General features: G+C 64.7%; 22 protein-coding genes and 1 pseudogene. 14 read left to right on the top strand and 9 right to left on the bottom strand.

Annotated elements, in window-relative coordinates; genetic code table 11:
• Positions 1–82 precede the first annotated feature (82 nt).
• The 3 genes from FHT19_RS09545 to FHT19_RS09535 are packed head-to-tail and all read left to right on the top strand — an operon-like array spanning position 83 to position 2,746.
• Positions 83–1,303: an SDR family oxidoreductase gene (locus FHT19_RS09545; protein ID WP_169474734.1), complete on the top strand. Its 1,221-nt coding sequence runs from the start codon at positions 83–85 to the stop codon at positions 1,301–1,303.
• Complete coding sequence (locus tag FHT19_RS09540; protein WP_169474733.1) at positions 1,296–1,769, top strand: DUF2269 domain-containing protein; 474 nt, start codon at positions 1,296–1,298, stop codon at positions 1,767–1,769. Before FHT19_RS09545 ends, FHT19_RS09540 begins: the two co-directional genes overlap by 8 nt.
• Positions 1,685–2,746 carry a hypothetical protein gene (locus FHT19_RS09535; protein ID WP_248290355.1) on the top strand — a complete coding sequence of 354 codons (1,062 nt, stop codon included), beginning with the start codon at positions 1,685–1,687 and terminating at the stop codon, positions 2,744–2,746. The genes FHT19_RS09540 and FHT19_RS09535 overlap by 85 nt, the downstream gene beginning before the upstream one ends.
• A 17-nt stretch (positions 2,747–2,763) precedes the next feature.
• Here the strand turns inward: FHT19_RS09535 and FHT19_RS09530 are convergent.
• The 3 genes and pseudogenes from FHT19_RS09530 to FHT19_RS09520 all read right to left on the bottom strand — a co-directional run.
• A pseudogene (locus FHT19_RS09530) lies at positions 2,764–2,964 on the bottom strand (IS3 family transposase); the annotation flags it as partial.
• Between the two features lie 35 nt (positions 2,965–2,999).
• Complete coding sequence (locus tag FHT19_RS09525; RefSeq protein WP_169474732.1) at positions 3,000–3,461, bottom strand: DoxX family protein; 462 nt, start codon at positions 3,459–3,461, stop codon at positions 3,000–3,002.
• 73 nt (positions 3,462–3,534) lie between these two features.
• Entirely contained in the window at positions 3,535–3,801 is a 267-nt protein-coding gene (locus FHT19_RS09520; protein WP_169474731.1) for a DUF2282 domain-containing protein, read from the bottom strand.
• Positions 3,802–3,979: 178 nt separating this feature from the next.
• Between FHT19_RS09520 and FHT19_RS09515 the strand changes: the two genes are divergently transcribed.
• The 5 genes from FHT19_RS09515 to FHT19_RS09495 all read left to right on the top strand — a co-directional run bounded on the left by FHT19_RS09515 (position 3,980) and on the right by FHT19_RS09495 (position 7,163).
• A complete protein-coding gene (locus FHT19_RS09515) occupies positions 3,980–4,516 on the top strand; it encodes a sigma-70 family RNA polymerase sigma factor (RefSeq protein ID WP_169474730.1) in 537 nt (178 codons plus the stop codon).
• 1 nt (position 4,517) lies between these two features.
• On the top strand, positions 4,518–5,159 hold the full coding sequence (locus FHT19_RS09510) for a DUF1109 domain-containing protein (protein ID WP_169474729.1): 642 nt from the start codon (positions 4,518–4,520) through the stop codon (positions 5,157–5,159).
• 84 nt (positions 5,160–5,243) lie between these two features.
• Positions 5,244–5,510: a hypothetical protein gene (locus tag FHT19_RS09505; protein WP_169474728.1), complete on the top strand. Its 267-nt coding sequence runs from the start codon at positions 5,244–5,246 to the stop codon at positions 5,508–5,510.
• Positions 5,511–5,586: 76 nt separating this feature from the next.
• On the top strand, positions 5,587–6,414 hold the full coding sequence (locus FHT19_RS09500; RefSeq protein WP_248290354.1) for a DUF692 domain-containing protein: 828 nt from the start codon (positions 5,587–5,589) through the stop codon (positions 6,412–6,414).
• Positions 6,411–7,163: a DNA-binding domain-containing protein gene (locus FHT19_RS09495; RefSeq protein ID WP_169474727.1), complete on the top strand. Its 753-nt coding sequence runs from the start codon at positions 6,411–6,413 to the stop codon at positions 7,161–7,163. Before FHT19_RS09500 ends, FHT19_RS09495 begins: the two co-directional genes overlap by 4 nt.
• A gap of 108 nt (positions 7,164–7,271) precedes the next feature.
• Here FHT19_RS09495 and FHT19_RS09490 read toward each other — a convergent pair whose 3' ends face one another.
• Positions 7,272–8,201 (bottom strand): AraC family transcriptional regulator, encoded by a 930-nt coding sequence (locus FHT19_RS09490; protein ID WP_211184734.1) that lies wholly within the window; start codon positions 8,199–8,201, stop codon positions 7,272–7,274.
• 97 nt (positions 8,202–8,298) lie between these two features.
• Between FHT19_RS09490 and FHT19_RS09485 the strand changes: the two genes are divergently transcribed.
• Positions 8,299–9,330 (top strand): aldehyde reductase, encoded by a 1,032-nt coding sequence (locus FHT19_RS09485; protein ID WP_169474725.1) that lies wholly within the window; start codon positions 8,299–8,301, stop codon positions 9,328–9,330.
• 142 nt (positions 9,331–9,472) lie between these two features.
• On the opposite strand, the gene FHT19_RS09480 is transcribed toward FHT19_RS09485, so the two are convergent.
• Complete coding sequence (locus FHT19_RS09480) at positions 9,473–10,168, bottom strand: SDR family oxidoreductase (protein WP_169474724.1); 696 nt, start codon at positions 10,166–10,168, stop codon at positions 9,473–9,475.
• Positions 10,169–10,290: 122 nt separating this feature from the next.
• Between FHT19_RS09480 and FHT19_RS09475 the strand changes: the two genes are divergently transcribed.
• The 4 genes from FHT19_RS09475 to FHT19_RS09460 all read left to right on the top strand — a co-directional run bounded on the left by FHT19_RS09475 (position 10,291) and on the right by FHT19_RS09460 (position 15,152).
• The gene (locus tag FHT19_RS09475) at positions 10,291–11,202 is read left to right on the top strand and encodes a LysR substrate-binding domain-containing protein (RefSeq protein WP_169474723.1); all 912 of its coding nucleotides are present in this window, start codon (positions 10,291–10,293) and stop codon (positions 11,200–11,202) included.
• A 211-nt stretch (positions 11,203–11,413) separates the two neighbouring features.
• Positions 11,414–11,866, top strand: coding sequence for a carboxymuconolactone decarboxylase family protein (locus FHT19_RS09470; RefSeq protein WP_169474722.1), 453 nt, complete (start codon positions 11,414–11,416; stop codon positions 11,864–11,866).
• Positions 11,863–12,705 (top strand): sigma-70 family RNA polymerase sigma factor, encoded by an 843-nt coding sequence (locus FHT19_RS09465; protein WP_169474721.1) that lies wholly within the window; start codon positions 11,863–11,865, stop codon positions 12,703–12,705. Before FHT19_RS09470 ends, FHT19_RS09465 begins: the two co-directional genes overlap by 4 nt.
• 161 nt (positions 12,706–12,866) lie before the next feature.
• Positions 12,867–15,152 carry a TonB-dependent receptor gene (locus FHT19_RS09460; protein WP_168555275.1) on the top strand — a complete coding sequence of 762 codons (2,286 nt, stop codon included), beginning with the start codon at positions 12,867–12,869 and terminating at the stop codon, positions 15,150–15,152.
• Between the two features lie 47 nt (positions 15,153–15,199).
• Here the strand turns inward: FHT19_RS09460 and FHT19_RS09455 are convergent, their stop codons facing one another.
• Positions 15,200–15,628 carry a MarR family transcriptional regulator gene (locus tag FHT19_RS09455; RefSeq protein ID WP_169474720.1) on the bottom strand — a complete coding sequence of 143 codons (429 nt, stop codon included), beginning with the start codon at positions 15,626–15,628 and terminating at the stop codon, positions 15,200–15,202.
• Positions 15,629–15,735: 107 nt separating this feature from the next.
• On the opposite strand from FHT19_RS09455, the gene FHT19_RS09450 reads away from it, so the two are divergent.
• Positions 15,736–17,505, top strand: coding sequence for a tannase/feruloyl esterase family alpha/beta hydrolase (locus FHT19_RS09450; RefSeq protein ID WP_169474719.1), 1,770 nt, complete (start codon positions 15,736–15,738; stop codon positions 17,503–17,505).
• Positions 17,506–17,646: 141 nt separating this feature from the next.
• On the opposite strand, the gene FHT19_RS09445 is transcribed toward FHT19_RS09450, so the two are convergent.
• The 3 genes from FHT19_RS09445 to FHT19_RS09435 are packed head-to-tail and all read right to left on the bottom strand — an operon-like array spanning position 17,647 to position 21,246.
• The gene (locus FHT19_RS09445; RefSeq protein WP_169474718.1) at positions 17,647–19,620 is read right to left on the bottom strand and encodes an alpha/beta hydrolase domain-containing protein; all 1,974 of its coding nucleotides are present in this window, start codon (positions 19,618–19,620) and stop codon (positions 17,647–17,649) included.
• Positions 19,613–19,921, bottom strand: a complete 309-nt coding sequence (locus FHT19_RS09440) for a hypothetical protein (RefSeq protein ID WP_168555271.1) — start codon at positions 19,919–19,921, stop codon at positions 19,613–19,615. The genes FHT19_RS09445 and FHT19_RS09440 overlap by 8 nt, the downstream gene beginning before the upstream one ends.
• Positions 19,921–21,246, bottom strand: coding sequence for an acyclic terpene utilization AtuA family protein (locus FHT19_RS09435; RefSeq protein ID WP_169474717.1), 1,326 nt, complete (start codon positions 21,244–21,246; stop codon positions 19,921–19,923). The genes FHT19_RS09440 and FHT19_RS09435 overlap by 1 nt, the downstream gene beginning before the upstream one ends.
• Between the last annotated feature and the right edge of the window lie 6 nt (positions 21,247–21,252).

The following is a 21,252-nucleotide window of genomic DNA, read 5'->3' as shown; positions in this document are numbered from 1 at the left end:
TCGCAGCCCGCCCATGCCGTTACACTGGGCCTAGCCGTATGGCGGCGTGTCCCACAGCCAAACATGGATTGAGGAAGCCGCGATGCGTGTGATGATCGTGGGCGGTGGCTTCATCGGCGGGCATCTGGCCGGGCGGCTGCGCGCCGAAGGCTGCGCGGTGACGGTGGCCGGGCGGCGCGGCGCAGATATTGCCTGCGATCTTGCCCGGGACGATGCGACTGTCTGGACCGAGCGGTTGTGTGGCCATGACGCGCTGGTGAATTGCGCAGGCGTCTTGGCTGCCGGGGCGGACTATGATGGCGTCCATGCCCGAGGCGCTATCGCCCTGTTCGATGGCGCCGCGCGTGCGGGCGTGGCGCGGGTGGTTCAAATTTCGGCGCTCGGTGCCAGCGAGGGCACCACCGCCTATCACCGCAGCAAGCGCGCAGCGGACGAGCACTTGACCAAGCTGGACCTGGGCTGGGCCATTGTCCGCCCTTCGCTGGTGGTGGGGCTAGGTGGGGGCAGCACGGCCTTGTTCAGCGCCTTGGCCGCCTTGCCGCTCATGCCCGACATAGGCGGCGGCATGGTGCAGCCTATCGCCATCGATGATCTTGTGGATGCGATCTGGCGCCTTTTGCAGCGACCACTACCCATGAGCTTGGTGGTGGATGCGGTGGGGCCCCAACCGATGCGCGTCCTGGACCTGATGGCCATTCTGCGACACTGGCTGGGCGTTGGCGTGGCCAGCAGCCTGCCGGTCCCGCGCTGGATGCTGCGGGTCGTCGCCTCTCTGGGCATCGGCCCGGTGACGCACGACAGCCTCACGATGCTGGATACAGGAAATGCCGCGCCGGTGGAGCCATTCGTGACTGCACTGGGTTTTGTGCCGCAACCTGTCGCGCAATTCCTGGCCGCTCATCCGGCGACGCAGGGCGATGTGCTGGCCGCCCGCCTGGTGCCGATGGAGCCTGCGCTGCGCGGGCTTTTGGCAGCCGTCTGGCTGGCCGGTGGGTTGGTGCCGCTGTTGCTCACGCCCATGGGGAGCAACACCCACTTGTTGGCCCGCCTCGGCCTGACGGGGGAGGCCGCGATTGGCACCGTCTGGGCCGGATCGCTGGCGGACATGACGGTTGCCCTTGCCTTGATCCTGCGCTGCCGCAGGGCCGCACTGGTGGGGGTCGCGCTGATGGTTGCCTACAGCCTGATCCTTGCCGCCATCGCGCCCGAACTCTGGGGCGATCCCTTTGGAGCCCTGGTCAAGAACCTCGCCGTCCTCGGCCTGTCTCTCGCCATTAACGCGATGGAGAAGCCCCGTGCCTGATTACCTGCTTCTCAAAACCATCCATATCCTCAGTTCGACGCTGCTGTTCGGCACTGGCCTTGGCACGGCGTTTCACGGCTGGATGGCCAACCGTTCGGGTGTGCTTGCGGCGCGACGCGTGGTGAACCGCAATGTCGAACTGGCCGATTGGCTGTTCACCACGCCCGCCGTCATTGTGCAGCCGGTGACAGGTGTATGGCTGGCCCATCTGGCCGGCTTTCCGCTGACCACGCCATGGCTGGTAGCCGCCATCGTGCTCTACATCCTGGTGGGGGCTTGCTGGCTGCCGGTGGTGGCCATTCAGATCGCCATGCGCCGCATCGCCGAAGCCACGCCAGACGGGACCGAATTGCCCCGGCACTATTATCGCCTGGCGCGCTGGTGGTTCGCCTTGGGCTGGCCTGCCTTTGTCGGCGTCATCGCCATCTTCTGGCTGATGGTCGCCAAACCGGAGTTTGCACTATGACCGAGGCTCCATTCTATCGCGGACGCATCCTCGCGGGGTTCACGCTGGCACTGGCCATCGCGTTCAGCGCCTATATCCTGATAAACGCCAGCAAGGCGAACAGCGTGGCCTTTGCCAGCCTGTGGTTCCTGGCCGTTCTGCCAGCCTATCTTTGCGCCTTGATCTGCTATGTCGGGGATCCCGCGCTGGAGAGACCACGGTCCTTTTACCTTTCAGTGCCGCCGGTGTTCGGCGCGATTGTCTGCGCAGGATCGGCAATATTCCTGCGCGAGGGCGTCATCTGCCTTGTCATGCTGGCACCCATCTGGTTGGCCTTTGGCTGGCTTGGCGTCTACATCCTGCGTCGCGTGCGCAAAGGGCGGGCTCATCCGGCTCGATTTCAGGCTTCGCTGCTCTTTTTGCCGCTGATGTGTGGCAGCGTGGAAAGCCGGATCCCGATCACCGAGCAGCCGGTCACGCTCACCCGCTCGATCGTGATCGAGGCTGCGCCTGCGCAAGTCTGGCCATTTGCCGTAGCCAACGCGCATATTGGGGGCGACGAAGGGCAATGGAATTTCACGCAAAGCATGCTGCGCCTGCCGCGTCCGCGTGCAACCACAATTAGTGGGCATGGCGTGGGCGCCATCCGCACCGCCTATTGGGGTGATCACATCAATTTCGAGGAGCGGATCACCCAATGGCAACCGGGACGGCGGCTTGGATGGTCGTTTGCCTTCACCAACAGCTCGCTCCAGGACTACACGGACCGGCATATTGCACCGGACGGGCAATTCCTGAAGATCGATACCGGCGATTACACGCTGACCCCTTTGGCCGCGAACCGGACGTTGCTGACCCTGCGGACGCATTACATCGCGAAGACGCACGTCAATCTATACGCCCAGCTTTGGGGCGAAATCCTGTTGGGCGACATTCAGAGCAATATTCTGGCTATTATAAAGCAGCGCGCCGAAGGGACAGCGAGCCAGGTGAACTGAGGCAAACTGAATAGCCCCTAGTTTTCTAGACGCCTTCTGTTTGTCAGGATCTGCTGCCGTTCGAACTCGACGGGGGACGGCATGCTGATCCTGGCGAGCTTGCGCACCGGGTTGTAGAATATTTCGACGCAATCAAACACGTCCTGCCGGGCATCGTCGCGGGTTTTACAGGTCCGGCGCCGGACGCGCTCGCTTTTGAGCGAGGAGACGAACCTCTGCTAAAAACCAGGGGCTACTCAAATGGCCATCGCCGTTATTTGGCATGCGCCAGCCTGGACTTGTGGCGCAGCAGGCTGTCGAGCGAAACGCGGCCGCCGCCCTTTGCCAGCAAAGGCAGGAGCAGGCCTGCCCAACTCAGGTGCGTTGGCCAGGCATCAGGATAGACGAACACCTCGATCACCAGAGTCATGCCGAGCAGGCCAAGCGCCCCGGCTCTGGTGAACAGACCGAGCACCAGCAGCGCGGAAAACAGGTGTTCGCAAATGGTTGCCGCATAGGCGGCAATGTGGGGCGGGATGAACGGCAGGGCATAGTCGGTGGCGAAAAGGTCAAAGGTGCCGTCGGTAATCGTGAACCACCCTTCGACCTTGGCCCGACCGGACAGGAAGAAAATTGCCGCTGCACCCAGCCGGGCCACAAGCAGCAAAAGCCAGTCCGGCAACAGCTGCCCGGCTAGATCGGTAGCGCGCTGATAGTGAGTCATCAGCATTTTCATCGTTTTGGCCTCCAGCAACGGGGCATGCGGTGCGACCCGGACGGCCTGGCATCGGCGCCCGGGCCAATCCAGATCAGCCGCGCGGGGTGAGCGAGCCCATGCCGTGCGGGGTCTTGATCGCGGTGCAGGTCCCGATCTTCACGGCTTTCCAGGCGTTGCCCTGGTAGTCCTTGACGGAAGTTCCGGCACAGCTGGTGCCGGCACCGGCCTTGCAATCGTTCTTGCCGGCGAGTGCCACGCCATAGCATTTCTCCGTCTTGGGGGCGTCGGCGGCGCGAACGCTCGTTCCGGCCAGCGCGACAGACAGCGCGACGGCGGCGGCGGCTTGGGTAATGGTCATGATGAAGCTCCTGGGAATGGAAAAGCGGTGTTGCCCGCCCGGACGGTGACCCGGTCCAGGACGGCAAGGGGCAATTCGCAGGCTGGGCGGAACCGGTTACAGAATCTTTTTTCGTTTTTTTGTGATCGGGCGTGTAACCGTTGGGCAGCTTGCAGCGAAGCATGGGGCGGGAGCATACATGCGAGCGGACGAATCCCAACTGAAGGCGTGGATGATTGGCGGACTGGACGGCGACACGGCCTGCCAGACCCAGTTGCTGCGCGCGCTCGTTCCAGTGCTCGAGGCGTTCTATCGCCGCCGGATGCGCGACGGGCGCGACGACATCGACGACCTTGTCCAGGAAACGCTGATCGCCGTGCACACGCGCCGGGCAACGTTCGACCGGGATCGCCCGTTCGGTGGCTGGCTGTTTGCCATCGCGCGCTACAAGATGGTCGACCATTTTCGGCGCGGCGGCCGCACCTGCACGATCGAAGGGCTGGACGACATTCTTGTCGCCGAAGGGTTCGAGGATGCCAGCAACGCGCGGTTGGATGTCGACCGGCTGCTGGATGAGCTGCCACCCAAGCAGTCACAGGCGATCCGCGCAACCCGGCTCGAAGGTCTCAATACCTCGGAGGCGGCGGCGCGGGCAAAGATGGGGGAATCAGACGTAAAAGTGTCGGTGCACCGCGGCTTGAAAGCGCTCGCGGCCCGTATCAGAGGCGAGATCTAGGATGAACACCGACGAACTGATCCAGGCGCTGGCCAAGGACGTGAAACCCGTGCCGCGTCATGCCGTCGGGCGTCGCCTCGCCATCGGGATCGGCGCGGGGGCGATCCTTGCGCTCGTGCCGATCGTGTGGCTGCTGGGGCTGAACCCGCAGCTGGCCCTGGCCATCCAGCATTACTCGTTCTGGATGAAGTGGGGCTATACGGTCTCGCTGGGCAGCTGCGCGGTCGTGGCGACGGCACGCCTTGCCCGTCCCGATAGCGGCAAGCTCGGCTGGATGTGGCTGATGGTCATCCCGGTCCTGTCGCTTGCCGTAATCGGCCTTTTCGAGATGAGCCGAGCACCACCGACACAGTGGCTGGCGATGTGGCTCGGCCACAGCTGGACCGTATGCTCGTCGCTGGTGTTCTTGCTGTCGATGCCGATTTTCGGCGGCCTGCTCTGGTCGTTCCGGCATCTTGCGCCGACCCGGCTGCGAGCGGCGGGTGCAACGGCGGGGCTGACGGCCGGTGCCTGGGGCGCAACGCTCTATTGCCTCCACTGCCCGGAGGTTTCCGCGATCTTCGTGCTGACCTGGTACACGCTCGGCATCGGCCTGGCCGCCCTGGCGGGCGCGCTGGTCGGCCCACGCCTGCTGCGCTGGTAAATTTCGCGCTGCTGTAACCGCGCCCGTCACGGCGACGAATAGCAGGTGCCACACCCGGCACATGCACGTCCCAGGAGCATTATGATGAACACTTTCAACGCAAGCCTCAGCCTGGCTGCCTCGGCTGCCATCGTCGCCGTTTCGGCTGCTGCCGTTGCTACCCCGGCCATGGCCGCCAGCGGCGCAACCACGGTTCACTGCTACGGCGTCAACAGCTGCAAGGGCACGTCGGATTGCAAGTCCGGCAATCACGATTGCAAGGGCCAGAACGACTGCAAGGGGCAGGGCTTCAAGTCGCTGTCAGTCAAGGCCTGCAAGGCCGCCGGCGGGAGCCTGACCGAGCCCAAGTAACCCCGCTGAAGCAAACGGCCTGCGTGCTGCTTCCCGCGTCAACGGGCAGCGGCGCGCAGGTGCGAGGAGAGCGATCGTGCCACTACCCACCTTTTCCGGCTTCGGCCTTGGCCTGCGCAAGCCGCACTATGCCGAATTTCTGGAAACCGCCGTCCCGGTAGACTTTGTCGAGGTGATTTCGGAGAACTTCATGGTTGCGGGCGGGCGGCCAAGGCACATCCTGCGGCAAGTGCGCGAGCGCCACCCTGTGGCGTTGCATGGCGTATCGCTGTCGGTGGGCTCGGCCCACGGGCTCGATCCAGATTATCTCACCCGTCTGCGTGCGCTGGCCGACGAGATCGAGCCGCTGTTCGTTTCCGATCACCTCAGTTGGTCGCGCGCGCCGGGGTTCAATTCGCACGATCTGCTGCCGCTTCCCTATAATGCCGAAGCGCTGGAGACCGTTTGCGTCAATCTGGCGCGCGCTCAGGATGCGCTGGGCCGGCAATTGTTGATGGAAAATCCGTCGAGCTACATGACCTATCCGCAGTCGGACATGAGCGAATGGGAGTTCCTGCGCACGGTGGCTGACCGGACCGGGTGTGGACTGCTGCTCGATGTGAATAATATCCACGTTTCCGCGATCAATCACGGCCTGGATCCCATTGCCTATGTTGCGGGGCTGCCGCTGGATCGGGTCAGGCAGATCCATCTGGCCGGCCACAGCCAAGGCGAGACGTTGTTGATCGACACGCACGACCAGCCTGTCGCGCCCGCAGTCTGGGCATTGTTTGCGCATGTGATGGCGTTGGTGGGCCCGGTTGCGGTGATGATCGAGCGCGATGACAACATTCCGCCGCTGGCCGAATTGCTGGCAGAACTGGATCAAGCGCGGGCATTTGCCTCTCGCCGGATGGCAGCATGACGCTCGGCACGCTCCAGGCCGATTTTCGCGATTGGCTGGCGACCGGCTCGGATCGCGCCGCGGCCCGCTTTGCGCCGGATGCGCAGGCGGGCCTCCTGGTCTATCAGAACAACCACCGGGCCGCGTTGCTGGACTGCCTGGCGGAAAGCTTTCCAAACACCGAGAAGTGGTTGGGATCAGAGAATTTCCACGCTTGTGCGGCATTCCATATCGATACTTGCGCCCCCGATAGCTGGTCGCTCGACCACTATGCGGAGAGCTTTCCCAAAAGCCTCGCCGTGCAATGGCCCGATGATCCGGCCGTGGCAGAACTGGCCGCGCTGGAACTGGGATTGGCCGAGACATTTGTGGGGCACGATGCTGCCCCTTTGCAGGTGGCTGCGCTTGGCAGCATCGATTGGGACCGGGCCATGCTCAAATGGGTACCAACCGCCCGCTTGCTGCCGTTGCGGACAAATGCCCCGGCGATCTGGTCGGCCCACACGTCGGCACAGGACATTCCCATGCCGTGCTTGATGCCCCAGGTCACGACCGTGTTGATCTGGCGACAGGCGCACATCGCTTGCTTTCGCACGCTCGACTCTCTCGAAAGCGAATTTGCCCGTCGGTTGCTTGACGGAATGCGCTTCGATGCGCTTTGTCGAGAGCTCGCCTGTGCCTTGGGCGAGGCCGAGGGCGTGCGCACTGCAGGCGGCTGGCTTGGACGCTGGGTTGCCGATGGCCTGGTCGATCATAGCGTGGCCGCGTGATACACGGCGCAGCGCTCGACTATGCCATGCCGCCGCTGGGCGGCGGCGGCATAGGCTGCGCTTTGAAATCGATCGCAGCTGGCCTGATGCCAACCTGAAAATGGGGACTCAGGTTTTGGCGGCTGGTCTCCACGCGTTTCGGTACGCCCTTGGCGAGGTTCCCGTCACCCGTTTGAAGGCATTGCTGAACGCGCTTTCCGAGGTGTAGCCGACGGCCTGGGCGATCAGCCCAACGGGTCTGTCCCTTGTCTCCCGCAGCGCCTGTTCGGCAAGGCGCATGCGCCATTGCGTCAAATACGAGAGGGGGGTGACGCCCGCAACGGTGCGAAAGCGCTCGGCAAACGTCGTGCGCGACATGGCGCAGGCTTCCGCAAGATCGGTCAACTGCCAGGGCCGCGTTGGATCGCCATGAATCAGGCGGATGGCCGGGATCAGGCGGGGGTCGGCCAATGCCCGCAGCAAGCCTGCGCGATCCGCATGGGGGCTGCCGATGTGCGCGCGCATGACTTCGATGAAGAGAAGCTGCGCCAGTTGCCCTGCCGCAAGCCCCGCTCCCGGCAGTGCCGAGCGCCGTTCATCATTCAAACGGTCGAGCAGCCAGCGGAATTTTGCCGCTTGAGTCTGCTTGCCCCGAACATGGATCCATGGCGGCAACATACTGCCGAGCAACGGCCCGTTTCCGGGGTCGAGCAGGACGTGGCCACCGATATGGGCAAAATCCCCGCCATCGCCGAGTTGCGCTTCGGTCCTGCCGGCGCCCGAGAACAGGTCCATCGCATCGAGCGCGGGAGCATCGGGATCGCTGGCGAGCACGAAGGCGCGCGGGGCGGACAAAAGCCCGACGTCGCCGGTTTCGAAATGGATCGGTGCTTCGCCATCGAGCGTAACCCAGCAATTGCCTTTCACCACAGCGAAGAACTTGATCGTCTTGGGTGCCGGAAAGCGAATGGCCCAGCGGCCGCCTGCGGTGAAGCCGCCGGTCACCAGGCTTTCCGCTTTCGCCAGTTTGAGAATGTCGGAGAAGGGATCAACGCGCATTTCCGTACTATCGCACATGAATGCCGGACTTTGAAGCATTCTCCGTCCGCAATGTCTGTCTTATCTACGCCGGCACCGCCAGTATGGAGAAACGGCAATGACGGAAAAGCAAGTGCTCGTAACCGGTGGCACGGGGTTCATCGCCCAGCATTGCATCATTGCGCTGCTGGGCGCTGGATTCCGGGTGAAGACGACCCTGCGTTCGTTGGCGCGCCGTGACGAAGTCCTCGCCAATCTCAGGACGGGCGGTGTTGAACCGGGCGATCGACTGTCATTCATCGTTGCCGACCTGACCGCCGACGCTGGCTGGGCAGAGGCAGCGGCGGGCTGCACTTATGCGCTCCATGGGGCTTCCCCCACGCCGTCTGGAACCCAGACGCATGAGGAAGATTGGGTTCGGCCAGCAGTGGAAGGCAATTTGCGCGTCTTGCGCGCGGCGCGCGATGCGGGGGTCAAGCGCGTGGTGCTCACCTCGGCGTTTGGCGCAATCGGCATGGGCCATGCACCCAACCACCGCCGCCCGTTTGACGAGACGGATTGGAGCGATCTGTCGGGCAAGGTGGCCCACTATCAGCGGTCCAAGACGCTGGCAGAGCGTGCCGCGTGGGACTTCATCAAGCAGGAAGGCAATGGGCTTGAACTGGCCACGGTCAATCCCGCCACCGTTCTGGGCCCGGCGCTGGGGCCGGACTATTCGCATTCAATCCGGCTTATCAAGAGCATGCTCGATGGTCAGCCAGGCTGCCCCAAGGTCAACACTTGTGTTGTCGATGTCCGCGACGTGGCCGATCTGCACGTGCGCGCGATGATCGATCCGGCGGCCAAGGGCGAGCGTTTCCTGGCGACATCAGGGGAAAGCCTGTGGATGGTGGATATCGCCAGGCTTTTGAAAGCGCGCATGGGTCAGTCGGCGGCCAGCGTGTCGACCCGCGTTTTGCCCAATTGGCTGATCCGTACGATGGCTCTCTTCAATCCGGTGATGAAGAATGTGGCGCCGCATCTGGGCATCAACATGAATGCAAGCGGGGCCAAGGCCAAGCGATTGCTCGGCTGGTCGCCACGCTCGCGGGAAGAAGCCATCCTGGCGAGCGCCGAAAGCCTCGTGCGGTTGAAGCTGCTCAACCCCTAGGCGGCCCTGTGGAATTCGTCCACGGTGCCTAGGGTCATACCCTGAAACCCAGCGATGGGTGGGGGCGGGTTTCGTTGCAGTCCTGGCGCCACGCTTTGGCCGTAGTCAGGCATTGTCGGTTCTTAGAGAGAGGGCCCCGCGATCACCACGGTACGCGCGCCCCGTGTCGGTCGATGAAGCGCAGGCCGGGCGTGCCCTGCTGCGCGATGAGCGTCGCAACGAGTTGGGGGATCGTTTCCTCGATGCTGAACGTGGCATTGGGCCCGCCCATATCGGTGCGAATCCAGCCTGGTGCCATGAGCACCATCGCGCGTGGGTCGCCAGCCCGGCGGGCGGCAAAGCTGCGCATGGACTGGTTGAGCGCGGCCTTGCTGGCGCGATAGACTTCGAAGCTGCCCTTGGTGTTGTTGGCGATGCTGCCCTGGCCAGAGGACATGACGCCGATAACCCCGCCGGGACGGACCAGATCCTCAAACGCCTCCACCGCACGCATCACGCCGAGCGTGTTGGTGACCATCACGCGCACGAATTCGTCTGTTGACACCTCGGCTATCGTTTCGTCGGCCCGCCCGCTGGCGATGCCGGCGTTGACGAAGAGGATATCGAGCGCCTGCCCCGCCAGCTTGGCGTGCAAGCGGGCCAGTTGCTCGGGCACCGTGATGTCCAACCGTTCGATAGTGACCTGATCGGGGTGGGCGTCGGCCACATCGTGGAGGGCGGTCCTGCCATCGTCCCGCACGGTGCCGATCACGTGCCAACCCTTCTGGATGAACGCATCGGCCATCGCCAGGCCTAGGCCGCGCGACGCGCCCGCGAGGAGGATCGTTCCCGCTTCCATACCAAAGTTCCCGTACTGTTTCCTTTGACGGTTGTGGGCCTTGGCGGCGGGTTGCGCCAGACGCGCGCCATGCAAAGCATGGTTGCGTTGAACGCTGCGCCAGTGGCCGCTAAAGCTGAGGCATGGCGCCGATCGATCTCAACTTGCTCACTGCGCTCGATGTGCTGCTGGCGGAACGCAGCGTGACGGGGGCGGCCAGGCGCCTCGGGTTGAGCGTATCGGCCATGAGCCGCACGCTCAGCCGGTTGCGCCTGGCGACGGGCGATCCGCTGCTGGTCCAGGCCGGGCGTGTGCTGGTGCCGACGCCCCATGCCGAGCAACTGGCCACGCGCGTGCACCTGCTGGCGCAAGAGGCGCGGGCGGTTCTCGGCCCGACGACCGGCTCGATCGACCCAGCGCTGCTGGAGCGCACTTTCACCATCCGCTCCAACGAAGGCTTTGTGGCCATGTTCGCGGCGGCGCTGGTCGTGGCGGTGACCAAGGCCGCCCCGCGCGTGCGCCTGCGCTTTGCCCCCAAGCCCAACAAGGCGGCGGCACCGTTGCGCGATGGGCAAGTGGACCTGGAGATCGGGACGACCGGCTCGTCAGCACCTGAAATGCGCAGCCAGTTGATCTTTCGTGACTGCTTCATCGGCGCGGCCCGAACCGATCATGCCCTGTTCGATGCCCCGATCACGCCGCCAATCTACGCGGCCTGTCGGCATGTGGTCGCTTCACGGCGCGGCGCTTCACGTGGGCCGGTGGACGATGCCCTGCACGCGATCGGCTTGCGACGCGAGATCGCGGCAATCGTGCCAAGCTTTATCGATGCGTTGAATATCGCGCGTGACACTGACCTGGTCGCGCTTGTGCCACGCAGTTGCCTTCGTGACGGACAGGGCGCCGCCAGAGGGCTTCGGGGCTTCGCGCTGCCAGTGTCGACGCCGGAACTGACGATCAGCACCATGTGGCACCCCCGCCTTGATGTTGACCCGGCTCATCGCTGGTTTCGCCAGACGATCATGGCCACGTGCCAGGAAACGCTTAAGTCCTGACACTCCTATGGCGAGGCCTGCCGCTCCATGCGCAGCGGAACGCCGCCAGCCTGGCTTGCGCCTGCGGGCACGGGCGCCGCCTTGGCGCGCGGCCGGATAAGCCGGCTTCGCACCGAACCTGCTTGGCTCGCATGAAAATTTGGTGCGCCATGTCACAAACCGCGGATCAGGCTCGTCATGACGGCATCCCCCCTCTGAAAGGATGTCCATCATGACCCCACGTCTCGATCTCTACACCGCTTCGCCCGACGTTTTCAAAGCGTGGTTTGCCTTTTCCCTGAAGGTTGCGGAATGCGGATTGGAAAAGTCGCTGCTCGAACTGGTGAAAATCCGCGCGTCGCAGATCAACGGCTGCGCCAATTGCCTGAACATGCACACATTCGACGCGCGCAAGGCAGGCGAGAGCGAGCAGCGCATCCACCTCGTGGCTACATGGCGCGAGGCACCGTGCTATAGCGCCCGTGAACGCGCTGCGCTGGACTGGACGGAACACATGACGCAGATCGCCACCAGCAGGGCGCCCGATGCCGTTCATGCCGCCTTGGCGGCGCAGTTCACGCCCGCCGAGCAGGTGCAGTTGACGCTGGCCATCAACGTCATCAACGGCTGGAATCGCCTGGCGGTGGGCTTCAACGTCTATGCACCCGAACTGGGCTGGCAATGAGCCAAACGGTTGGCCAGATCTTCGACGCGCAGCGGGCCACCCTGCTGCGCGTTGCCTACCGCATGCTGGGCACGATGGCCGATGCCGAGGACGTGGTGCAGGAAGCCTACCTGCGCTGGCAGGCCGTGGACCATGGCCAGGTGGCCACGCCGGCAGCCTTCCTGCGCCGGATCGTCACACGGCTGTGCCTTGATCACCTGAAATCGGCGCGCGTTCAGCGCGAGCGCTATATCGGGCCGTGGTTGCCCGAGCCGACCGTGGACGAAGCGCTGGACGACGATGTGACCTTGCCTCTGCTGCTGGCGCTCGAACGGCTTTCCCCGCTGGAACGGGCGGCGTTCCTGCTGCACGACGTGTTTGGGGAAAGCTTCGAGGAAGTCGCCCTCATCCTCGACCGGGACGAGCCGGCTTGCCGCCAACTCGCCCGGCGTGCCCGGATGCACGTGCGCGATGCCCGCCCACGTTTTCCGATCGATCACGGCCAAGGCAAGGCCATCGCGATCGCCTTTTTCGAAGCATCCCAGAAAGGCGACGTGGCGCGATTGAGCGCTCTGCTCGCGCAGGACGTGCAGTTCCATTCCGATGGCGGTGGGAAGCGCCCGTCGGTGGCGCGTGTGCTGCACGGCGCGAGCGAATATCTGCGCGCGCAGATGGCCTTGGCGCGGTTGCGCCGTGCCCCTTCGGAACTCGTGCGCTTTACCGTGATCAATGGGCTGCCGGGGTTCATTACCAGGGAACCTGACGGCTTGCTGCAAACCACCGCGCTGCTGGTCGTGGGTCGAGAGATCCAGGCGATCTACGTCATCCGCAACCCGGACAAGCTGCTGCGCGTGCATTGAGCGGTGGCCGCCGCTGCCGGGTTTCCACCCGCAGGTGTTGCCGCGCAGCCACAGATGAAAATCTCTTTCGTGCGCCACAACAGGCCACTGGATCAGCTTCATCATATGTTATATAACATAACTTGAAGGCGCGAAACGCGCTGCAGGTGTGGAGAGGGAATATGACCGGATTTCGAGTGAAACCTTTGGTGGCTTTTGCGCTGCTGAGCAGCTCGGCCCTTTCATCAATCACGGCTTTCGCGGCGGAAACGACAGAGCCGGCCGCCGTCGCGACCGAGCCGGGCGTGAAAGACATCGTGGTGACCGCGCAGCGCCGGCGCGAAAGCGTTCAGAACGTCAACATCGCGGTTACTGCGCTTTCGGGTGAAGCGCTGGCCGAAAAGCGCGTGAGCCGCGCACTCGATCTGCAGACTGCCGCCCCGGGCATCACCATTTCGCGCTCGGGTATCACCGACAGCTTCAACATCCGCGGTATCGGCCTGGCTTCTGCCTCGCCCCAGGTGACCAACGGCGTTGCCACGTATATCGACGGCGTGTTCCAGACGCCGATCGTGTCCAACGGCCAGTTCTATGACATGGCCGGGGCCGAAGTGCTGCGCGGACCGCAGGGCACGCTTTCGGGCGCCAACTCGACCGGTGGCGCCGTCTATCTCACCACGCAGCGCCCGCAACTGGGCAAGCTGGGTGGCTATGCCGCAGCCAACTATGGCAATTACAACAATGCCGGCATCAACGGGGCGCTGAACCTGCCGGTGGGCGACAATTTCGCCATCCGCGCTTCTGGCCTGTTCAACCGCCACGATGCCTGGTTCAAGGATGTCGGGCCGGCCAAGAACCAGCCGGAGCGGCTCAACGAGATCGACGGCCGCGTGCAGGCGCTGTTCAAGACCGGCGGGTTCCAGGCCAACCTGAAAGTAGAAGCGGTGCAGCGCCGCACCGGCGGCTTCGCACTGCAGCCGATCAACACCACGCTGGCCAACAATCCCTATGTCGTGGGCCGCACCAACACCCCTTGGACGGTTAGCTACGACTCGCCGATCGCCAATTTCGAGCGCGCGTTCGCCACGGTGCTGGAAGCGAAATACCAGTTCGACGGCGGGCTGACCGTGCGCTCGGTTACCGCTTACCAGAACAAGCGCCTCTCGGCGGTGACCGAAACCGACGCCAGCTCGATCAATCCCACCAACTGGTCCACGTATCCGGCGCTCGCCGCGCTGGGCAAAGTGCAGAACCAGGTGGTTGGCGCCAACAACGTGCGCGAGCGGGTCTATAGCCAGGAAATCAACATCATCTCGCCCGATAGTGGGGCGTTCAAGTATGTGCTGGGTGGCTATGCCCAGCGCAACAAGATCGATCTGCGCAACTGGAACAGCACCAATGGGGCGTTCACCACGCTGCCCCAGCCAATGACCAACAAGGTCCTGCTCGGCGTGTTCGGCCAGGCCAGCTACCAGATCGCGCCCAAGTTCTCGGTCGATGCCGGCCTTCGCTATTCGCATTTCCACGTCGATGGCTTTGGCGCGGTCTATCGCGCGGCGGCCGGCTCCACCATCGACCAGGTCCTGTCCACCCCGCCGGTGGGCGCCACCGTGCTGGTGCCGCAGACCGGCAGCGAAGGCGATGGCCGTATGACCGGTAAGCTGGCGCTCAACTTCAAGCCCGATGCCGACAACCTGCTCTTTGTGTTTGCCGCGCGCGGCTATAAGAATGGCGGCATCAATCCGCCGGGCGGCACGTTCGCCCCGGAAACGGTGTGGGATTACGAAGCGGGCTGGAAGTCCACCCTGTTCGGTCGCCGCGTGAAGACGCAGATCGGCGCGTTCTACATGAAGTATAACAACTTCCAGATGGACGTGATCAACCCGCTGTCGGGGCAGAGCGGCGTGGTCAACCTCGCCAATTCCGATATCAAGGGCTTCGAGGCCAGCTTCCAGGGCAAGTTCGATGCCCTGTCGGTCGATGGTGGCCTGTCTTTTGTTGACAGTTCGCTCAGCGCGCTGTCGCTGGTCAACAAGTGGGCGATCCCGGCGGGCGTCAACACGCCGCAGTGCAACCCGGCCGGCACCCCCGGCACGGTGGGCACGGGCTGCTTCAACTATGTGATCACCAGCACCGCGGGTGGGCCCAACCTCTATAGTCCGAAGTGGACGTGGAACGTTTCGGCAGCCTATCGCATCGAACTGGGTGGGGATCGCACGCTGACCCCGCGCCTGGGCTATGCCTATATCGGTTCGCAGTGGGCTTATCCCACCTACCAGGCCTCTACCGACCTGATTGCCGCGCGTGGCCTGCTCCAGGGCAGCATCACGCTCGACATGGGGACCTTCAAGGCTGAGGTCTATGGCACCAACCTGGCCAACAAGTTTTACGTGGCCGGGCAGAACGGCAAGAACGAACTCTATGGCGCGCCGCGCGAATATGGCGTGCGCCTCAGCAAGACGTTCTGATGGCTTGGCCTGTTCCGGCAGGGCTCATGCCCTGTCGGCGCAGCCGATCAAGGCGGGCACCACAGCGCCCGGAGCAAGGGAACCAGTTCGGCACGCAGATGCTCTGGCACCGAAGCATAGATGCGCGCCTCGTGGGCAGAGAATTCAGCCACGATGCGGGTGGCCAGTTCCTTGCCCGCGGGGCTGAGGTTCAACGTCTGGATGCGCCCGCGGCCGGGGCTGGTCACCACCAGGCCGCGTTCCACGAAGCGGCGGATGATGGGGTTGAGGTTGGGGCGCTTGATCGACAGCAAACGCCCGCATTCCGCCTGCGACAGGCCCGGATTGCGGCCGATCAGAACCAGGATCGAGCCTTCCGAAACGCCCACGCCCATGGGTTCGAGATGCTGCGACAACTGGGCCAGGCGGCTGCTCGCCGCGCGGCGCAGAAGATAGCCGGGATAGGCGAGGAACGGATTGTCCATGGAAATGTCCATCTCGATCTGATGCGGCCTGGGCAAGAGGGGCGCCGGCGGTTGCCCTGCGCGGACCGTGTTATTTAGCATAACCCAATAGCGATCAAGAACAGAGCGAAGGAGCGGCGATGAAGCACGATCTGGCAATGGGCCCGCTGACACTGGCAACGCTGCTGGCCTGGGCCAGCCCCACGCAGGCCGCGCCCGTTTCGTCCGCGCAGGATTGCGCCGCCTTGTCCAGGGTGGCCTTTCCCGATGCGTCCACCACGCTGTCGCTTGCCGCCTTTCGCGAGGCGACGCCTGCGCAAGCGCGCCCCGCAGAAGAAGGCCGGCCTGCGTCATCCACGCCGGCCATGCCCGCCCATTGCGAAGTGATCGGCAAGATGCAGGAGCGCGCTGGCGCCAATGGGCAGACCTACGCCATCAAGTTCCACGTGCGCTTGCCGGCGGGGTGGAACGGCCGCTTCGTGTTTCAAGGGGGTGGCGGGTCTAACGGCAACCTTGGCGATGCGGCGGGCGGCTTTTCCAGCCAGCCAGGCGTAACCGCGCTGGGGCAGGGCTATGCCGTCGTCTCTTCGGATTCCGGGCATGACAATGCGGTCAACACCGATCCCGCGCGCCAGGGCGTGGTGACGTTCGGCCACGATGCGCAAGCGCGCCACAACTATGGCTTTGGCTATATCGGCCCCGTGGTGAAGGCGGGCAAGGCGCTGATCCGTGCCTACTATCGCCGCGCGCCTGCGTTCACCTATTTCGTCGGCGGTTCCAAGGGTGGCCAGGAAGCGATGATGGCGGTGCAGCGGTTCCCGCAGGAATTCGATGCCGCCTTGATCGGGTATCCAGGTTTCCACCTTGCCCACGCTTCCATCGCACAGCTTTGGGATGGACAGGCCTTTGCTGCCGTGGCCAAGGCCATGGGCCAGGTCGGCCACGATGGCCTGCCGCTCGTCAACAAGGCGATGAGCGACGATGACATCCTGTTGGCGCAAGGGGCGATCCTCAAGGCCTGCGATAGCCTGGACGGGCGCACCGATGGCATGATCGAGCACTTCACCGCCTGCACCACGGCGCGTGTCGTGCCCGAACTCGCCAAGGTCACGTGCCATGGCGATGACCCGGCGCAAAAGACGCCCGATTGCCTGCTGCCCATGCAGGTCGCGGCGCTACGCCAGGTGATGGGTGGGCCGCACACCCGCGATGGCAAGGCAATCTATTCCGACTGGGCGTGGGATGCCGGCATCGGCGCAAAGACGGCAAATGGCGTAACCCAAGGATGGCGCATCTGGAAAATGGGTTCCTATGCCTCTCCCATCAACAACGGCGCGTTGCTGCGCCTTGGTGCGCCCAGCAATTCGGCGGTATTCCGCTCCCCGCCGCTCGATGTGGCCGATAATGTCACGTCGCTCACCCGCTATGCGCTTGGCGCGGACATCGACGAGGCCTATCGCGCCGCGCATGTGCCATGGGGGGCGCTGCACGAAGCGCCTGTGGATTTCATGCACGCCGATGCCACTGATCTTTCGCCGTTCTACCGTCGCGGCGGCAAGATCATCCTGTTCCATGGCGTGAGCGACCCGGTCTTTTCCGTGCTCGATACGATCCGCTGGCTGGCGGCCGTGGATCGGCACGAACATGGCAAGTCCGCACGGTTCATCCGCTTCTACGCGGTGCCGGGCATGAACCACGGCCGCGGTGGCCCCGCCACCGATCGCTTTGACATCTTCTCATCGCTGGTCGCCTGGCGGGAAAAGGGTGTGGCACCCAAGGCAATCACGGCCACGGCGGGCGAAGACAGCCCATGGCCGGGCCGAACCCGCCTGTTGTGCCCCTATCCGCAATGGCCCCATGCGCGGGCCGGCGACGGCGAAAGCGCATCGTCGTCTGTTTGTCGGGAGTGAGGCGGTAGCGCACTGTTCGCCCGCTATGCCGCGCGGGTGGCCGAACATGGCGGTGGCCTCATCGATTGCCTGTCCACCGCCAACGAGGCCAACATGTCGTTCGTGGCGCCGATGGGCGCGTGCGGACCTGATCGGGTCCGTTCAAGGCTTGCGCAGGACTGGGCTGGTCTCGGCTTCGGCCACCAGGCGCGCGGCATCGTCAGGCAGCAGCCAGCCTTCCTTTACGCGCCTTGCGGCCACGGCCTTGATCCGCGCGACGAACCCGGCGTGCGTGCCATAGCGTTCTTCGAGAGAGCGGCGCGGATCCCCTTTGGCCAGGCGTTCGGCGCGGGTGACTGCGAACGGAATGAAACCACCGGCAAACCCGCATGGGCCCCCTGCGCCATAGCCATGGGCCAGCACGTTCCAGCCAAGATACGTGCCCAGTGGCACCAGGTGCTGGACCGAAGGCACCCCACCGCCCAATTCGTTGCCATCGCCATCCACGCGCGGCACCAACGAGCGAATGGTGCGGCGAATGGCCGGAGGTTGCCGGGTGATCACCCCGGATAGATCGGGATAATCGAAACCGGGGCCATAATCGTAATCGAGCAGTTCGTTCAACTTGCCGTCCGGCACCGGCGCACCGGGGATGGCTGGCCAGCCCATAGTGGCGGCCGTTGGCGCGACGAGATCGCCGTGGGCCAACGTGGGATACTGGCTGGGTGGCGGGGGCCGGCCGGTGCTGACCCATTGCACCAGGCGCTTGAGCAGCGCGCGCATGGTGGGCAGCGAGGGGTTGGGATTGTTGGGCAGCACACAGACCGGTGCCCCAGGCCAGGGCTTGTCACCATCGAGCGAAATGCCCCCGGTGTAGGAGCCGCCATGGGTAACGCCGGGAAAGTAATAGCGGCGCACGTTGGCCGCAATCGGCACGTCCGCCCGCGCATCAGTGCCGACCAGCGCCGGAGAAAGCCGCAGCCCCCACAGCTCGGTAGAACCGAACGTCTCCATGATCTTGGGGCAGGTGTGTGTGGCGGAGCAGCGGTCGAGCAGGTTGTGTCGCCCACGCCCGCGCAAGGTATCGGCATACCGCGTCCACCACAGGGTGCCCTCGCTGCCTGGCTCGAAAAGGGTGGCCGCCCCGCCGGGCACGGCAAAGCGCAAGTTGAGCGGCACCTGCCGCGCGGCGATATTGGGGTTGGCGCCATCGAATACCCGCGCGCCGGTTTCATCCTGGTTGAAACCGAGGTTGATGAAACTCTTGACGAAATTTCCCGATTGCGACGTGCCGCTGACCACGCTCCAGCGAACTTGCCCGGCCAGCGGATTGGGCGTGCCATGGTCATCGGTTCGGGCATGGCGCAGGAAGGCGACAAGATCTCGCGTGGCGGCAAAGCCGATGCCCAGCACCAGCGGGTCACGCGCCTGGTAGACCAGGGTATAGGCCTGGCCGGCATCGAACCCACCTTTGAGGCAGATGCGCGCCGGATCGGGCGTGCCGGGGAAGGGCGCGGCGCGGCAATCGGCAAATGCCCATTGATCCGGCGGAATCGGCTGCAACGGGGCGGCATCGCTGCCCTGGCGATAAAGCCGGGCATGGGCCGGGTCGAGATCAACGGGCAGGGGGCGCGGCACCGGGCGGCCAATGCCGCCGGTCAGCCCCCAAGTGCTGCCTGTCAGATCGGTGGCGCGGGCAAGGGCCAGGCCGGTGAGGCCCTTGGCCGTGGGCACGGTGGCCGTCTGTACGCCCGGCGCCGGGGCGAGATCGCCCTGCCAACCGCTGATCACGCGGATGTGGCCATCTTCGTCCGGGCCAACCTTGCCATTGCCACGATTGGGAACATCGTAGAACAGCACGCCGCTGCCGCCCTTGAGCGGCCGGGCGATGGCAAAGGTGGCGCTATAGGCCACCCGGCCATTCGGCTGGCGTGGCGCTTGCGCGATATCGGTGATGATCGCATCGCGCTGGGGCGAAACATCGCCCTCGAACGTGCCGGTGATGATCTCGTAAGGGCGCTCTCCCGGTGTGAGCGGAGCGGGCGTGCGTGTCGCGACATGGATGGCCGTGACCCGCGCCTGCGCGCCCGAGGCAAGGGCCAGCAGGGCACCGCCGAGCAGAAGGGCGCTACGCATCGTCGATCTCCATATCCAGCAGTTGCGCGCCCAGCGTCTTGCCGTGGGCATCGAGCGCCAGCGAGCGCGTGACGCCGCCCGAGAGCACCCCGTGCAACACGAAATTCACCGCGCCCAGATTGGGCAGCACGAAGCGCTCGATCCGCAGGGGTCGCAGCGTTGCAAGGTGCGCGGCCACCCGTTCGGCGCTCAGCAGCCTTTCGAGCCGCGCGAACTGGGCAGCGTCGCGCACGAAGACGCAGATCTGGGAAGTGTCGCCCTTGTCGCCGGTGCGGGCATGGGCGAGGTCACGCAGCTGCATCAGCTGACCCCGTGGACAATGGAAGGCGTCACCGTCTCGCGCCCGATGAGGATGGAGGCAACAGCCACCACTTCGCGCAGCGTCGTGGTCACGCCGCCGCCGCCCGAGGGCCCGTTGAGATAGAGCGCCTCCACTTCCGCGCCGATTTCCGCCGCGATGGCGCGGTCCGCGCAGCGAGCGGCAACGCGCGCGCGCACTTCGGCCGGATCTGGCGCCCGGCCAGTGACATTGGCGGAGTTCACACCGATGAGGTCGTAGCGGACTTCATCGAGCGGCAGGCCCAGCAAGGCCAGCCGCTCTGCCACGATATCGAGCGCCAGTTGCCCACGCGCCGCCGCGCCCGGCCCGGCATATGCGATCTGCCCTTCGCCGACGAAGCCGTCCTCATAGCCGACGGATACCTTGAGGGTTTCGGGCCGCGGATGGCCGGTGACCCCGGAAACCGCAATGCGATCGGGCCCGGCCTGCGCCAGTTGGAGCGTGGTGAAATCGGCGACAACATCGGCCTGCAGATAGCGGGCGGGATCGAGGATTTCGTACATCGCCTGCTCTCGCGCATTGGCGAGCGTCAGTTGCCCGCCCGTGCCGGCCACCTTGGTAAGCACGGCATTGCCGTCTTCGCCCACTTCGGCCAACGGAAAGCCCAGCCGCGCCAGGCCGGGCACGTCGTTGTAACCCGGATCGGCAAAGTACCCTCCGGTCAGTTGCCCGGCGCATTCCAGCAAGTGGCCAACCACCGTCCCTCGCGCCAACCTAGTCCAATCGTCTTCGGCCCAGCCGAACGCATGGATCATCGGCGCCAGGAACAACGCAGGATCGCACACCCTGCCGGTGAAGATCACCTGCGCGCCTTCGGCCAGGGCACGCGCGATGGGAAAGGCGCCGAGATAGGCATTGGCCGAAATGGGCTGCAGATCGGCCAGGGAACCTTCGCGGTCGATCAGCGGGTGGTCCTCGCCCACAATGCTGGTCAGGACATCGTCTCCCAGCACGGCCGCCATGCGAATGCCGCCCAGGCCCATCTCGCGCGCCACGTCGAGCGCGGCGTTCATGGCGGCCAAGGGATTGGCCGCCCCCATGTTGGACACGATACGCACGCCGCGGGCCATGGCTGGGCCCAGCACCGCACGCATACGCCGCGCCAGCCGGGGATCATAGCCGGCGGACGGATCGTGCCGCCGCGCAAGCTGCGCCAGTGCGATGGTGCGTTCGGCCAGGCATTCGAAGCAGAGGTAATCCAGTTCGCCCCGTTCGACCAATTCGACGGCCGGCTCGATCCGGTCTCCGGCAAAGCCGGCCCCGGCACCGATGCGTATACTTCTCATGCTTTT

It is taken from the genome of Novosphingobium sp. SG919 (assembly GCF_012932495.1).
GTDB classification, from domain to species: Bacteria; Pseudomonadota; Alphaproteobacteria; order Sphingomonadales; family Sphingomonadaceae; genus Novosphingobium; species Novosphingobium rhizosphaerae.
Note: the sequence above shows the minus strand (reverse complement) of the source record. Positions and strands in the feature narration are given on the sequence as shown.

What these genes read in the sequence shown, in the direction of transcription:
- FHT19_RS09545 (WP_169474734.1), top strand. Translation starts at nt 83, where the DNA reads ATGCGTGTGATGATCGTGGGCGGTGGCTTCATCGGCGGGCATCTGGCC.
- FHT19_RS09525 (WP_169474732.1), bottom strand. Translation starts at nt 3,461, where the DNA reads ATGAAAATGCTGATGACTCACTATCAGCGCGCTACCGATCTAGCCGGG.
- FHT19_RS09520 (WP_169474731.1), bottom strand. Translation starts at nt 3,801, where the DNA reads ATGACCATTACCCAAGCCGCCGCCGCCGTCGCGCTGTCTGTCGCGCTG.
- FHT19_RS09515 (WP_169474730.1), top strand. Translation starts at nt 3,980, where the DNA reads ATGCGAGCGGACGAATCCCAACTGAAGGCGTGGATGATTGGCGGACTG.
- FHT19_RS09510 (WP_169474729.1), top strand. Translation starts at nt 4,518, where the DNA reads ATGAACACCGACGAACTGATCCAGGCGCTGGCCAAGGACGTGAAACCC.
- FHT19_RS09505 (WP_169474728.1), top strand. Translation starts at nt 5,244, where the DNA reads ATGAACACTTTCAACGCAAGCCTCAGCCTGGCTGCCTCGGCTGCCATC.
- FHT19_RS09495 (WP_169474727.1), top strand. Translation starts at nt 6,411, where the DNA reads ATGACGCTCGGCACGCTCCAGGCCGATTTTCGCGATTGGCTGGCGACC.
- FHT19_RS09490 (WP_211184734.1), bottom strand. Translation starts at nt 8,201, where the DNA reads ATGCGCGTTGATCCCTTCTCCGACATTCTCAAACTGGCGAAAGCGGAA.
- FHT19_RS09485 (WP_169474725.1), top strand. Translation starts at nt 8,299, where the DNA reads ATGACGGAAAAGCAAGTGCTCGTAACCGGTGGCACGGGGTTCATCGCC.
- FHT19_RS09480 (WP_169474724.1), bottom strand. Translation starts at nt 10,168, where the DNA reads ATGGAAGCGGGAACGATCCTCCTCGCGGGCGCGTCGCGCGGCCTAGGC.
- FHT19_RS09475 (WP_169474723.1), top strand. Translation starts at nt 10,291, where the DNA reads ATGGCGCCGATCGATCTCAACTTGCTCACTGCGCTCGATGTGCTGCTG.
- FHT19_RS09470 (WP_169474722.1), top strand. Translation starts at nt 11,414, where the DNA reads ATGACCCCACGTCTCGATCTCTACACCGCTTCGCCCGACGTTTTCAAA.
- FHT19_RS09465 (WP_169474721.1), top strand. Translation starts at nt 11,863, where the DNA reads ATGAGCCAAACGGTTGGCCAGATCTTCGACGCGCAGCGGGCCACCCTG.
- FHT19_RS09460 (WP_168555275.1), top strand. Translation starts at nt 12,867, where the DNA reads ATGACCGGATTTCGAGTGAAACCTTTGGTGGCTTTTGCGCTGCTGAGC.
- FHT19_RS09455 (WP_169474720.1), bottom strand. Translation starts at nt 15,628, where the DNA reads ATGGACATTTCCATGGACAATCCGTTCCTCGCCTATCCCGGCTATCTT.
- FHT19_RS09450 (WP_169474719.1), top strand. Translation starts at nt 15,736, where the DNA reads ATGAAGCACGATCTGGCAATGGGCCCGCTGACACTGGCAACGCTGCTG.
- FHT19_RS09445 (WP_169474718.1), bottom strand. Translation starts at nt 19,620, where the DNA reads ATGCGTAGCGCCCTTCTGCTCGGCGGTGCCCTGCTGGCCCTTGCCTCG.
- FHT19_RS09440 (WP_168555271.1), bottom strand. Translation starts at nt 19,921, where the DNA reads ATGCAGCTGCGTGACCTCGCCCATGCCCGCACCGGCGACAAGGGCGAC.
- FHT19_RS09435 (WP_169474717.1), bottom strand. Translation starts at nt 21,246, where the DNA reads ATGAGAAGTATACGCATCGGTGCCGGGGCCGGCTTTGCCGGAGACCGG.